The sequence below is a fragment of the Sphingomonas sp. LM7 genome (assembly GCF_002002925.1).
Classification (GTDB): Bacteria; Pseudomonadota; Alphaproteobacteria; order Sphingomonadales; family Sphingomonadaceae; genus Sphingomonas.
Genome location: NZ_CP019511.1, coordinates 1630180 through 1643082 on the forward strand (window position 1 = coordinate 1630180; position 12903 = coordinate 1643082).

At 66.6% G+C, this 12903-nt stretch carries 11 protein-coding genes and 1 pseudogene; 2 read left to right on the top strand and 10 right to left on the bottom strand.

Annotated features, from left to right (window positions below):
- The 4 genes and pseudogenes from argS to BXU08_RS07375 form a co-directional block, all read right to left on the bottom strand.
- Positions 1-1725 (bottom strand): arginine--tRNA ligase, encoded by a 1725-nt coding sequence (gene argS / locus BXU08_RS07360; RefSeq protein WP_077509465.1) that lies wholly within the window; start codon positions 1723-1725, stop codon positions 1-3.
- A 139-nt stretch (positions 1726-1864) separates the two neighbouring features.
- Complete coding sequence (locus BXU08_RS07365; RefSeq protein WP_077509466.1) at positions 1865-2638, bottom strand: alpha/beta fold hydrolase; 774 nt, start codon at positions 2636-2638, stop codon at positions 1865-1867.
- Positions 2639-2792: 154 nt separating this feature from the next.
- Positions 2793-3479, bottom strand: coding sequence for a DUF1501 domain-containing protein (locus BXU08_RS07370; protein ID WP_077509467.1), 687 nt, complete (start codon positions 3477-3479; stop codon positions 2793-2795).
- Positions 3480-3538: 59 nt separating this feature from the next.
- A pseudogene (locus BXU08_RS07375) lies at positions 3539-3973 on the bottom strand (DUF1800 family protein); the annotation flags it as partial.
- Between the two features lie 380 nt (positions 3974-4353).
- Here BXU08_RS07375 and BXU08_RS07380 point away from each other — a divergent pair.
- On the top strand, positions 4354-4632 hold the full coding sequence (locus tag BXU08_RS07380; RefSeq protein ID WP_077509468.1) for a hypothetical protein: 279 nt from the start codon (positions 4354-4356) through the stop codon (positions 4630-4632).
- A gap of 40 nt (positions 4633-4672) precedes the next feature.
- On the opposite strand, the gene BXU08_RS07385 is transcribed toward BXU08_RS07380, so the two are convergent.
- The gene (locus BXU08_RS07385) at positions 4673-5839 is read right to left on the bottom strand and encodes a deoxyguanosinetriphosphate triphosphohydrolase (protein ID WP_077509469.1); all 1167 of its coding nucleotides are present in this window, start codon (positions 5837-5839) and stop codon (positions 4673-4675) included.
- A 144-nt stretch (positions 5840-5983) separates the two neighbouring features.
- Between BXU08_RS07385 and BXU08_RS07390 the strand changes: the two genes are divergently transcribed.
- A complete protein-coding gene (locus BXU08_RS07390) occupies positions 5984-6229 on the top strand; it encodes a DUF6894 family protein (protein WP_077509470.1) in 246 nt (81 codons plus the stop codon).
- 20 nt (positions 6230-6249) lie between these two features.
- Here the strand turns inward: BXU08_RS07390 and BXU08_RS07395 are convergent, their stop codons facing one another.
- The 5 genes from BXU08_RS07395 to BXU08_RS07415 form a co-directional block, all read right to left on the bottom strand.
- Complete coding sequence (locus BXU08_RS07395; protein ID WP_077509471.1) at positions 6250-8157, bottom strand: SPOR domain-containing protein; 1908 nt, start codon at positions 8155-8157, stop codon at positions 6250-6252.
- A 90-nt stretch (positions 8158-8247) separates the two neighbouring features.
- The gene (gene ftsZ, locus BXU08_RS07400) at positions 8248-9723 is read right to left on the bottom strand and encodes a cell division protein FtsZ (RefSeq protein ID WP_077509472.1); all 1476 of its coding nucleotides are present in this window, start codon (positions 9721-9723) and stop codon (positions 8248-8250) included.
- A 110-nt stretch (positions 9724-9833) separates the two neighbouring features.
- Entirely contained in the window at positions 9834-11096 is a 1263-nt protein-coding gene (gene ftsA, locus BXU08_RS07405; RefSeq protein ID WP_077509473.1) for a cell division protein FtsA, read from the bottom strand.
- Positions 11097-11100: 4 nt separating this feature from the next.
- Positions 11101-11997, bottom strand: a complete 897-nt coding sequence (locus BXU08_RS07410; protein ID WP_077509474.1) for a cell division protein FtsQ/DivIB — start codon at positions 11995-11997, stop codon at positions 11101-11103.
- Positions 11994-12902 (bottom strand): D-alanine--D-alanine ligase, encoded by a 909-nt coding sequence (locus BXU08_RS07415; protein WP_077512131.1) that lies wholly within the window; start codon positions 12900-12902, stop codon positions 11994-11996. The genes BXU08_RS07410 and BXU08_RS07415 overlap by 4 nt, the downstream gene beginning before the upstream one ends.
- Position 12903: the final 1 nt, after the last annotated feature.

Sequence of the window (12903 nt, forward strand, 5' to 3'; positions counted from 1 at the left end):
TCAGTGCATCTCCTGCACGGCCTCGACACCCATGAGACCCAATCCGTTACGAATAATCTGTCCAACGCCGCGCGCCAAGAAAAGCCGCGCACAGGTCAGCCCCGGCTGATCGGGGAGCAGGAAGCGGCGATCGGGACGGTCATTCCCGACATTCCAGAGGGCATGGAGAGACGCTGCCAAGTCATAGAGATAGAACGCAATTCGATGTGGCTCTCGGGCCAGCGCAGCACCCTCCACGACCCGCGGAAACTGCGCTGCGAGCTTCACCAGCGCCAGCTCTTCCGTATCAAGCAGGGACAGATCGGCGCTTAGGCACGAAATGGCTGCCTCCGCCGCCTTGCGGTGGAGCGACGCGATCCGGGCATGCGCGTAGTTCACATAGAAGACCGGATTGTCCTTCGACGCCTCGACGACCTTGGCGAAGTCGAAGTCCATCTGGGCATCGGCCTTGCGCGTCAGCATGGTGAAACGGACAACATCCTTGCCGACTTCATTCACGACATCCGCAAGCGTGACGAAGTTGCCCGAACGCTTGGACATTTTCACTGGCTCGCCCGCGCGCAGCAGCCGCACCATCTGGACCAGCTTGACGTCGAACTTGGTCTTGCCGTCGGTCAGCGCCTGCACTGCGGCGACGATCCGCTTGACCGTGCCGGCATGATCGGCGCCCCAGATGTCGATCAACTGGTCAGCCGACTGCGCCTTCTGGAAGTGATAGGCGAGGTCCGCGCCGAAATATGTCCATTGCCCATTCGACTTCTTGATCGGGCGATCCTGGTCGTCACCGAACTGCGTCGAACGGAACAGCGGCAGCTCGACCGGCTCCCAATCCTCGGGCGTCTCGCCCTTGGGCGCTTCGAGCACGCCATCATAGACGTAGCCGCGCTCGCGCAGCCATACCTCGGCAGCCTCAGGCTTGCCTGCCGCCTGCAGCTCGGCCTCGGACGAGAACAGGTCGTGATGGATGCCGAGCAAGGCGAGATCGGCCTTGATCATCACCAGCATCGACGCGACGGCTTCCTTGCGGAACAGGTCGAGCCATTCGCTCTCGGGCTTGTCGACGAACGCATCACCATGTTCGGCGGCGAGCTTCTCGCCGACCGGCTTGAGATACTCGCCCGGATACAGCCCCTCGGGGATTTCGATGGTCTCGCCGAGCGCCTCGCGATAGCGCAGGTGCGCCGAGCGGGCGAGGACATCGACCTGCCCGCCAGCGTCGTTGACATAATATTCGCGCACGACCTTGTGCCCGGCGAATTCGAGCAGCGAGGCGAGCGCGTCGCCAACCACTGCGCCACGGCAATGGCCCATATGCATCGGGCCAGTCGGGTTGGCGGAGACATATTCGACATTGACCGTCGCGCCTTCGCCGATCGTCGAGCGGCCATAGTCGCCCTCTGCCGAGAGGATGTCGGTCAGTTCGCCGCGCCAGGTGTCGTCAGTCAAGGTCAGGTTGATGAACCCGGGACCGGCCACGGAGACGGCGGATACCGCATCGATCTTCTCCAGCTCGACGGCTATCTTCTCGGCGAGCGCGCGCGGATTGGTCCCCGCCGGCTTGGCGAGCACCATTGCCGCATTGGTCGCCAGATCGCCATGGGTCACGTCGCGCGGCGGCTCGACCGTTACCGCGCGTCGCTCCAGCCCGGCAGGCAAGTCGCCGGCGGCGACGAGCGCGTCGAGAGCGGCATCAAGGTGCGCGGCAAAACGGACGTAGAGAGTCATCGGGCTTCCAACAGTGAACGAGAGCGCGCGCCTTAGCGGATGGGGCGCGTGGGGACAATTGGCACTGGGGGCCGGGATTGCCCCTTCCGGCACTGAGCCGTTATCCCTTTTTGCCAATTTGGTCTGCGTGGCGAACACCTCACTGGGTTGCGGCCAGGATCACGGCAACGGTCTCGTCCGGCTGGTCCCACATAGGAAAATGACCGCTGGCCTCGAACCAGTGCAGATTGGCGGACGGGAAGGCGACTTTTGCCCGCGCTGCCTGCCTCGGCAGACACAGCCGATCATGGCGGCCCCAACCGATCACAATCCGACGCGCGGCGCCGGCGGCCGGACCCGCTTGCTCAGGCCCGCCCGCAAGGTCGCGAACCAATGCGTCGAAGGTCGGTGTCGCGCTGAGACTTGCCAGCTCCGTGGCAACGACTTTCGGATCGAGCGCCCAGGGACGCGCGGACAGCTGCGCCAGCAACGCGGTGCGGGTTGCGGCGTTCTTGCTGAGCGTCGGCAAGAAAGGCCGGATTGCTCGAACCAGCCGCCCCGAAATGCCAATGGTCGCCTTGAAGAAGGTGCGCTCCCAACCGCGCCAGAAGCCGCCGGGATCAAGCGCCACGACGTTGCCGACGCGGCCGCGCCGGGCAAGTTCCAGCACGATCCGGGCACCCATCGAGCTGCCGACGACGTCGATCCCGTCGATTCCCTTCTCCGCGATATAACGCTCGACGCTGCCGACAAGGCCGTCAAAGGTGCCGCTATCGTGCTCCGCCGGAGTGGCGCCATGTCCGGGAAGGTCGATCGCGATCACGGTCCGCTCGGCGCTGAGGGCCCCTATGATGGTGTTCCACGATTGCCAGCTTCCGCCGAGGCCGTGAACAAGTAGCAGCTTGCGGCCGGTGCCGCGTTGGACCTCGTGCATTCGGGGGTACTCCTGTTGGTCGCTGCTGAACCATTGGAAGGTGCCTTCGGGGCCGATCGGCGATCATCTCGCCGAACGATCGCTACCAAGGCGAAACCTGTCGGCACAATCCGGGCGTAGCCGAGTAAAGCAGGCAACGTCTGGCCGCCCCGATTCAGGCGCGCACCAGATCCTTGACCATGCCCGCGCGCTTCATTTCGGGGAACAGCTTCTGCGCGGTCCGCGCCGCGGTCAGGTCGAAATGCGCGGCGACCGCGCTGCTCAGCAAGGTGTCGAGCCCTGTCGTGGGCCGGAGGTCGCGCCCCTCGTAGAGCGCGGCATCGCCCAGCCCCGGCCAGTCGGCCACCACCCGGCCGCCATTGACCGCGCCGCCCATCAGCATCGCCAGCGAACCGGTGCCGTGATCGGTGCCCTGCGTGCCGTTGACCTTGACCGTCCGCCCGAACTCGGTCGCGACCACGACCATCGTGTCGGCCCAGAGTGGCCCCAGCCCCTGCCGGATCGAGCCGATCATCGCGGCGAGCCCCTTGAGCAGCCCGGCCAGACGGCCGCGCTGCTGGGCGTGGGTGTCCCAGCCGCCGGTCTCGATCATCGCGATCCGGGCGCCGCTCTCCGCCGTCAGCAGCCGCGCGGCGAGCGCGCCCGTCGCGGCGGCGTTGCGGCCATTGTCCCCCGCGAGATCGCTGGTCAGCGTCCGCGTCGCTATCGCCTGTTCCCAGATCGCGTGGAGCTGGGGGTCTTCGCGGTACATCGCCGAAATCCGCGCGAGCAGATCGTCCGAGGCATCGGGCAACGCCGAAGGCGCATAGCTCGCCACTTCGACCGGTCCGCGCAGCGCCATCGAGCGAATTCGGTGACGTCGGCCTGGCTGTAGCCGGTGCGCACCCCGAGCGTGTGGAGCTCGAGGATTTCGCGCGCGAGATTTTCGTTGAGCCCGGCCTTTTGTCCGCGGCGAGCGGTCGCCTGGCCGAGCGCACTGTTCTAGCCGACCGATTGGGCCTGATCGAGATAGACCAGCATTGCCGGATGGCGCTCGATGGCGTGAAGCATGTCGCCGAAGCTGCCGAGCACATGCGGGCGCACCGCTTCGAATTCGAGACTGCCGGCGAGACCGATCATCTCAAGCTTGTCCGCCGAAACCGCAAAGTGATTGGCCCAGAAATGGACCAGCCGCTCGGCAAAGGGCGCCGGTGAATTGATTGCAGTCAGCGCCCGCGCCGAGACCGCGGCCGCATAGTGATCGCGCACCTGGAGGCGTGCGGCGCGGCGGACCTGTTCGACCGGCGTTTCGGGCACCTGCTGCTCTGGCATCGGCTGCATCGTCGAACCGCGCATCGCGGGTTCGGTATCGACTTCGGGTTTCGGGGCGGGGCCGGCGCGCTGGTCGCGCCGGGCCTTGCGGAGGGCGCGTTGATAGTCGGCAAGCTCGCCGAATCCGCGCCCGGCGCGTCTCCCGGGCGGGCGCCGAGACCGAACCGATTGAGCGCGACACTTGCCTTGGCCATGGCGGTGATCCTTCCTGCCCTGTCTATACGCCCGACTTGTCGCAGAAGTTTGTCGCTCGATCGGTTCGGCGCGATTGATGCACGGATTGCAACTGCCTTTGACGCGCTTTGCGATTGTGGAATTTGTTGCGCTGCAGCAATCTTGCTTCAAGAACAGAACAAGACACAGGATGCCGGTCTGGCTCTTTCGAATTCTTGAAGGAGTAGATCGTGACCAAGCTTCTCATTGCGGCCGCTGCCGCCACCATCGCTTTCGCTGCCCCCGCCATCGCCAAGGAGCGTATCTTCACGCACGAGGGCGTGACCTATGCCTACACCGCCAAGCCCGTCGGCGACCAGCTCGTCCTCGAAGGTTCGGCCTCGAAGGGCGGCAAGTTCCGCCTCGTGGTCAAGGGCGACTGGGTGAACGGCTATGCCGGCGGCGCCCGTGTCTCGTTCCGCGCACCCAAGCGCGAAGAAGCCGGGGCGATCCTCGTCGCACAGCGCTGAGTAGTTAGAGGGGCTTCCCTACGGAGGCCCCTTTCTCGTATCAGAAGCCTTCGGGCAGACTGATCGGGCCGACCACTTGCTCGTAGCGCGTGATCGCGTAGCGATCGGTCATGCCGGCGATGAAATCGGCGATGTGGCGGCTGCGCCACGGATCTTCGGCGGGTAGAGCCTCGCGCCATTCCAGGGGCATCAGTGCAGGATCGGCGGCATAGGCCGCGAACAGCCCCGCCACCACGCCATGCGCCGCCTCGGCCGCCGCCATCTGGCTCGGATGGTGATAGAGATTGGCGTACATGAAGCGCTTGAGACCGCGTTCGGCCTCGCGCATCTCTTCCGAGAAGGTGACCAAGCAGCGGCCCGCGGCGCGCACGTCCTCCGCCGTCTCGATTCGCCCCTCGCCCAGCTGCGCCTGCGTGGAGGCGATGAGATCGTTGACCATCTCGCCGATCTGCGACCGGATGAGCTCGCCAACCAGCCGCTTGGCCGGCACGCCGGGGAATTTGGCTTCCACCCGCGCCCAGCCCCGCGCCACCATCGGCAACGCCATCAACTGGTCGAGGCTGAGCAGTCCGGCGCGGAGGCCGTCGTCGATGTCGTGATTGTCATAGGCGATGTCGTCCGCAAGCGCGGCGACCTGTGCTTCGAGCGAGGGCCAGTGGCCGAGTTCGAGCGGGAATTGCCTGTCGGCAGCCAAGAGCGCCCATTGCGGGGCTGCGATCGGACCATTGTGCTTGGCGAGCCCTTCGAGCGTTTCCCAGGTCAGGTTGAGCCCGCTCCACGCCGGATAGGGCTTTTCGAGCTCGGTAAGGGTACGCAGCGTGTGGCCGTTGTGATCGAACCCGCCCTGGCCCACTAGCGCCGCCTCCAGCGCATCCTCGCCGGCATGACCAAAGGGCGGATGGCCGATATCATGCGCCAGGCAGAGCGCCTCGGTGAGGTCCTCGTTGAGGCCGAGGGTGCGCGCGATCGTCCGGCCGATCTGCGCGACTTCGAGGCTGTGGGTGAGCCGCACGCGGAAATGATCGCCATCGGGCGCCATGAAGACCTGGGTCTTGTGGCGAAGGCGGCGGAAGCTGATCGAGTGGATGATCCGGTCACGATCGCGCTGAAAGGCGTCGCGCGGTCCGCGGGCAGTCCCGCTTTGTTCTTCGTGAAAGCGGCCGCGGCTCCGTTCCGGTGTGCTCGCCCAGGAGGAAGTCGCTCTCACACCGGCCCCCCTAGCGGGTCGTGGCGCGCTTGTCGAAGGCTTAGGACCGGGACACGCGAGCAAAAACATATCTTAAAGATCGCGGTATGGCCGGATCGTCCGCCCTCTAGGCACGTTGCGATTCCGAGCCACAGGAGAAATTCCATGACGCGCTTCTATTTCTACGTTCAGGAAGATGGCGCGCAAGGGCAAGGCGAATCTCTTGATCTGGAAAATCTACACGCAGCGCGGAAAGAAAGCGTCAAGTTCGCCAGCGAAATGCTCGCCAAGATCGACGGCGAAGTATATGATAAGGATTGGCGCGTTCAGGTCACCGACGACAACGGGCTGCATCTCTACGAAATAATCGTAGTTGCAACCGTCGCCGCTGCGGCAATGAATTCAGGATAGCCATATCCGACGCGCGAGACTTAATCCGCGAGCTTGGTGACCTTCTGGCCGGCCTCGCTGGTGAAGACGAAGCCCGATACGCCGGACTTGCCGAGCGAATTGACGAAGGTCTGCGCCTCGGCTGAGGTCTTGAACGGCCCGGCGAGGACGCGATTCGTGGCACGGAGCGGCGTCCACCAACCGGACTTGCCCTTGAACGCGGCCGGCGCCTTGGCAGTCACGGCCTTCCACGCCTTGGGCAAGCTCGCTTCATTGGCACCGCCGGCGACCTGGACCCAAATTCGGGCGGCCTCACCCTTGGGCTTGGGTTCGAGCTTCTTCGCCTTTGGATCGGACTTGGCAGGCTCGGCCTTCTTGCCCTTGGCAGGCTGGGAATTGGTTGGTTCGGGCTTGGACTTGGCTGCCGTTTTTGGCGGCGCAGGCTTTACCGCTTCGGGGTTCGGCGCAGGCCGCGGCGTCTCAGCGGCAGCGACGCGGACCGGCTCGGGTACCGGATCGACCGGGACCGCAGTGACGACCTGAAGTTCCTCGGCGGGAATGGTGATGCCGGCGACGATCGAGGCAAGGACCGAATCCTCCTGCCCCACGCGGACAGGGCCGGGCGGCGTCGGCTCAGGCTTGGCGGCTACAGCTTCGGGCTGCGTGGGCGTCGCATCCGGACGGGCACTGGCGGGCAGTGTCGTCGGTTGCGGCGCCGGCGTCGGCGCGGTTCGAGCGGTGTCGCCGACAGCCGCAGCTGCAGGGCCCTGCGTGGGCGGAGCGATCGCGCTGCGCTCGGGCGGCGGCGCTTCGCGGATTGCCAGTTGGACGGGCGCAGCGGCCTCACGCACCGGCCCGTCGATTTCCTCCGACTTGGGCGCAGGCAGCGGCTGCACGATCGGACTTGCCTCGCGCATCGTCACCTGCGGCGGCGGAGCGGGTAGCGGCGGTGGCGCGGGCAGCGGCGCCGCGGCGGCGGTCTGCATCGGCGCGGTGCGGCGCGCGGCCGGAGCGAGCTGGCGCTCGTCGCGCTCGCGCTCGCGCTCGCGGCGCGAGCGGCGGTCCCTGCCCTTCGGTGCGGCGGCTGCCGGGGAGCGGACAGGCTGTGCCTGCGCGACCTGCACCGGTCGCGTCGCTGGGACGTAGCGCGGCAGCACAGGCGCCTGGCGCGCATCGGCAAGGCGCGCCGCGGTCGGCGAGATCTGGCCGAAATGCACGGCGAAGGCGCGGTCGGCGGGCGCGAGATTGGCCAAGCGGCGGAAGAACGGCGCGAGCGAGGAACCCATATTGCCGGGCATCATGCTCGCCGCGATCCGCTCGGCGCCGGGCATGTCGTCGTTCATCGCGAGGACGAAGGCACGCGCGCGCCATGCCGCCCGGTCGCTCTTGCGCAGCAGCGGATCGAGCTGGCGCATCGATTCATCGACATTGCCGCTGATACCGAGGGACAGCGCGTATCGCCGGACGATTTCGTCGTCCTGTTCGCGCTGCAATGCGAGCTTGTAATCTGCCTGGGCGAGCAGCGGCTGACCGAGCAGATCATAGGCGAAGCCGCGATCGGCGGCGTAGTCGCGCGCCGGCAGGCCGCGTGCCTCGGCAGTCTGGAACAGCCGCAGCGCCTCGCCCGGGCGCTCCATCCGCACCAACGCCGATCCGCGCCCGGCGAGGATGCCGGGATTGGTGACGTCGATCGTCTCGGCACGCGCGAAGAAGGCGAGCGCCGCAGCGGTATCGCCCAGCCGCGCGCTAAGATTGCCGGCTTCGAGCAGCGCGCGCACGTCGCGCGGATTGGCGGCGAGCACGCGCATTTCCTGCGCAAGCTGGTCGGCAAGCGGATTTGGCGCCGGCATCAGTCCGGTCTGGGCGAATGCGGGGACCGGCGATGCACCGGCGCCGGCGGCAACGGCCAATGCCAGCGCAATGCCACCGAGGGAGCGAATCTGCTTCATTCGGGATCAGCTAGAGGCGCGATTGGCTGAACCGCCAATGACGCATCGCCGGCGGCTCGCCAAAGCGAGATCCGCCGGCGACGAACGCCTTTACTGGTTGTTCTGGCTGCGCAGGAACCGCGGGATATCGAGCGGATCCTTGTCGTCGTCGTCGGTCGTCTTCGACGCGCCGCGCGAAGCCATGCGCTCGAACAAGGTGCCGCCGGCACGACGTCCGGCTGGCTTGGGCTCAGGTGCGGGCTCTTCGTCCGCACCGCCGGTCAGCCAGCGGCGACGGCTGGTCAGTTCGGGTGCGGGCGCCGGTTCGGGCTCGGGAGCAGGCTCCTCGATCGCGCTACCTTCGCCGAGCAGCAGCTCGTCGGATTCGCCGGGCTCGTCATAGCTGGTCACGGGCTCTGCCTGCGGCTCGGGCTCGACGGCGTCGGGCGCCTCGAGAACCACGGCGGGCTCGGCTTCCTGCGCTTCCTCGGTCTCGTAGCTCGGCTCGGAGAAGCCCGGCTCGGCAGCGGGTGCGACCGGCTCGGCAGCGGCGCTGCGGCGCGGCGTGGAGAAGGAGAAGACACGGGTCTGCTCGGGCGCCGGCACGATGCGGGCCTGAGCATCGGCATCGATACCGGTCGCGACGACCGACACACGGATCTTGCCCTCGAGATCGGGATTGAACGCCGAACCCCAGATGATGTTCGCATCGGGATCGACCAGCTCGCGGATATGGTTCGCGGCTTCGTCGACTTCGAGCAGGCGCATGTCCTCGCCGCCGGTGATCGAGACGATCACGCCCTTGGCGCCGTTCATCGAGACGCCGTCGAGCAGCGGATTGGCGATCGCCTTCTGCGCCGCGATCAGCGCGCGATCGTCGCCGTCCGCCTCGCCGGTGCCCATCATCGCCTTGCCCATCTCCTGCATCACCGAACGGACGTCGGCGAAGTCGAGGTTGATCAGGCCGGGCATGACCATCAGGTCGGTGATGCCGCGGACGCCCTGCTGGAGCACCTCGTCGGCCATCTCGAACGCCTGCTTGAACGTCGTGTTGGCGTTGGCGATCAGGAACAGGTTCTGGTTGGGGATGACGATCAGCGTATCGACATATTTCTGCAGCTCTTCGATGCCCGATTCCGCCGATTGTGCGCGGCGGCGGCCCTCGAAGGCGAACGGCTTGGTGACGACGCCGACGGTCAGGATGCCCATGTCACGCGCCGCCTTGGCGATGACGGGTGCCGCACCGGTGCCGGTTCCGCCGCCCATGCCGGCTGCGATGAAGCACATATGCGCGCCCTCAAGCGCCTTCTGCACCTGATCGATCGTCTCTTCGGCAGCAGCGCGGCCGATCTCGGGACGCGAACCTGCGCCCAGGCCTTGCGTGATCTTCGCGCCCAGCTGGATGCGATGCCCGGCCGAAGACTGCTTGAGTGCCTGTGCGTCGGTGTTGGCGACGAGGAACTCGACCCCCTGGACGTCGGCGCGGATCATGTTCGCGATCGCGTTGCCGCCAGCGCCACCCACACCGATCACGGTGATCTTGGGCGTCAGCTCGTCGACGTCAGCCGGAAGAAATTCGATGCTCATTCCATATTCTCCCTGGCGCCGCCACGCTCCGGGGGCGGCACCCTTGAGCCCCGTGATGCACCAAGGGCCCGACCGACTCTAGTGTAAACAGACCTGCCGGTCGTATTTCTTTAATAATTCGACCGAAACGCCGTCATCAGCCGCTGAAGAAGCGCACCGGGGCTGGTCTTGGTGACCATCTGGTGGCTCGAGGTTTCCAGCGCGCGCAGATCGATCGGGTCCATCGCGGCGAAGCGCGCGAGACCGGCGAGCGTCGCGAAGGCCGGGCCGGCATGCGCTTCCGGCAGCGCGATCAGCCCCTTGGGACGGCCGACGCGGACGGCATTGCCCAGCGACTGCTGCGCATAATCGGCGATGCCCTTCAGCTCGGCGCCGCCGCCGGTGAGGACGATCTGGCGACCGATCGGGTCCTGGAAGCCGAGCTTCTTCAGCTCCTTCTGGATCTCGGTCATCAGCCGTTCGAGGCGCTGGCGGATCGTCGCGTTGAGCTGCGCCTTGGTGATGCGCGGCCCCTCGGCGCCTTCGTCGGGGATTGCCGGCTGGACGTCGATCATCTCGTGATTGTCGCGCGGGGACAGGTTCGCCGAGCCGTGGAAGCATTTGGTGCGCTCGGCCCAGGTGCGCGCGGTGCCGAAGGCCGAGGCGATGTCGTCGGTGATGTCGGCCGACCCCATCGGGATCGAGGCGAGTCCCGCAAGCACGCCGCCGGCGAACACCGAGACGTTGGTCACGCCTGCGCCGATCTCGACCAAAGCGACGCCAAGCTCGCGCTCCTCGTCAGTGAGGCAGGCGAGACCGGTAGCGACCGGCGCCGCGATGATCGAGCGGACCTCGAGATGCGCCGAGCGCACGCAGAGATCGAGATTGCGGACCGGCGAGCCTTCGGTCGAGACGACGTGGATGTCGATGCCGAGACGGTCGGCATGGAGCCCGAGCGGGCGCTTGACCCCGGCAAGGCCGTCGATCGTGTAGCAGGTCGGCTGGGCGTGGAGCACCATCTTGCCCTGCGGATCGATCGCGTCGCGGCCGGCCTTGAGCAATTCGTCGATATCGGCCTGTTCGACCCGGTGACCGCCGAGATCGGCTTCGAGCTTGACGACGTCGGACAGTAGGCCGCCTGCCGAGAAGCTGACCCAGACGTCTTCGATATTGGTGCCGGCGATGCGTTCGGCCTGCTCGACCGCCTCGCGGATCGCAAGCTCGGTGGCATGCATGTCGGCGACATAGCCACGCTTGACGCCGCGGCTCTCGCGCTGGCCGGTACCGAGCACGACGAGCTGCCCGTCATCCGAGCGCTGCGCGATCAGCGCCGAGACCTTGGACGATCCCACATCGAGCGCGGTGATCAGTCCTTCGGGTACTGCCTTGGCCATCGTCTTATTCCCCTGTCTCAACGCTGGTCGTCGCCGATTGCCCCATCGGCCGCTGCATCACCATATTCCCGGGCACGCGCATGTCGAAGCGTATCGTGCCCTTACGTAGCAGACCTTGGGCCGCATCCAACTCTGCGAATTTGCGTAAGGACTTAGCCGCTTCTTCCTCGCCTTCGGGAAGCTGGAGCTTTTCGCCGCTGGCGAAAGTGAGGTCCCAGCGGCGGTTGCCGATCCAGGTCGCCGCCTTGACCAGATGCTTGAGTGACGGCGCCGCGTCGATCAGTGTGCGCCGCGCGGGCTCCTGCGCGTTGGCGCCCTCGCCGATCAGCAGCGGCAGATCGGGCATCGCATCGGTCGATACCGGTTCGAGCGGAACCCCGGTGGGATCGACCAGCAGCAGCTGGCCATGGCTCTGCCAGATCGCCGCGGGCTCGCGCTCGATAATGAAGATGCGCAGCGTGTTGGGCAGGCGGCGCGAGACGCGCGCGTCCTTGACCCAGGGATATTTAAGCAGCCGCTCGCGGACCAGCGCGAGATCGACCAGCGGCATCGCGCGCGAATCCTGGTCGAGCGCTTGGGTATAGACGGTCATCTTGTCCATGCGCTTGATGCCATCGATCTGGATTTCATCGACCTTGAGCCCGGCCTCGCCCACGACATCGGCGACCGCGACGCCGGCCATCGCCGGCACGCCAAACCAAGTCGCCACCGCGAGCGCGACGGCGCCGACCGAGCCGACGATCGTCCAGGTCGCGATCTGGGTAAGCGTCGCCTGGCTGAACGGCAGCGCGGCGACGGCCTGGTCGAGCAGGCTCGGCCGCTTCGGGCGACGCCCGTTCGCCTTCTTCTTGGGCGCCGCGCCGCGTCTGGTCGCAGTGCGCTGGGTGGGCCTTCGGCTCAAAGCGCTTCGTCCACGATGCGCTGGACCAGTTCTGGATAGGAGATACCGAGATGGCGCGCCTGTTCGGGAACGAGGCTGAGCGGAGTCATCCCCGGCTGGGTGTTCACTTCGAGCAGGAAGAGGCCGTCGGCGCCCTGGCTGTCGTCCCAGCGGAAGTCCGAGCGCGAACAGCCCTTGCAGCCGAGCAGCCGGTGCGCGTCGAGCGCGATGCGCTTGCAGGCCTCGGCGACGTCTTCGGGAATGTCGGCGGGGAATACGTGCTCGGTCAGGCCGTCGGTATATTTGGCGTCGTAATCGTAGAAGCCGTTGCGGACGATCAGCTCGGTGACGCCAAGCGCCTGGTCGCCGAGCACCGCAGTGGTCAGTTCGCGCCCGCGGATGAACGGCTCGGCGAGCAGCTCGTCGAATTCCTGCCACGGGCCCGCCACGTCGGCGCTGATCGGGTTGCCCATATTGCCTTCGTCGGTGACGATCGCCACGCCCACCGACGAACCTTCGTTGACGGGCTTGAGCACATAGGGCCGCGGCAGCGGATCGCGCGCGTGCAGTTCCTCGGTGCGAACCATGCGGCCGCCGGGCATCGGGATGCCGTGCGGCACCAGCGCCTGCTTGGTGAGCTGCTTGTCGATCGCGATCACCGAAGTGACTAGGCCCGAGTGGGTGTATTTCAGGCCGAGCAGGTCGAGCGTGCCCTGCACGGTGCCGTCCTCGCCTGGGGTGCCGTGGAGTGCGTTGAACACAATGTCGGGCTGGAGCGCCGCGAGCTTGACCGCGACGTCGCGCTCCATGTCGATGCGGCTGACCTGGTGGCCCAGGCTTTCGAGCGCGTCGGCGATGCCTTCGCCGGACGACAGCGATACCTCGCGTTCGGCGGACCACCCGCCCATCAGAACGGCGACGTGCAAC

Bases quoted from the DNA above. Each gene is read 5' to 3' on its own strand.
- argS (WP_077509465.1), bottom strand. From the start codon at position 1,725: ATGACTCTCTACGTCCGTTTTGCCGCGCACCTTGATGCCGCTCTCGAC.
- BXU08_RS07365 (WP_077509466.1), bottom strand. From the start codon at position 2,638: ATGCACGAGGTCCAACGCGGCACCGGCCGCAAGCTGCTACTTGTTCAC.
- BXU08_RS07370 (WP_077509467.1), bottom strand. From the start codon at position 3,479: ATGGCGCTGCGCGGACCGGTCGAAGTGGCGAGCTATGCGCCTTCGGCG.
- BXU08_RS07390 (WP_077509470.1), top strand. From the start codon at position 5,984: ATGACGCGCTTCTATTTCTACGTTCAGGAAGATGGCGCGCAAGGGCAA.
- BXU08_RS07395 (WP_077509471.1), bottom strand. From the start codon at position 8,157: ATGAAGCAGATTCGCTCCCTCGGTGGCATTGCGCTGGCATTGGCCGTT.
- ftsZ (WP_077509472.1), bottom strand. From the start codon at position 9,723: ATGAGCATCGAATTTCTTCCGGCTGACGTCGACGAGCTGACGCCCAAG.
- ftsA (WP_077509473.1), bottom strand. From the start codon at position 11,096: ATGGCCAAGGCAGTACCCGAAGGACTGATCACCGCGCTCGATGTGGGA.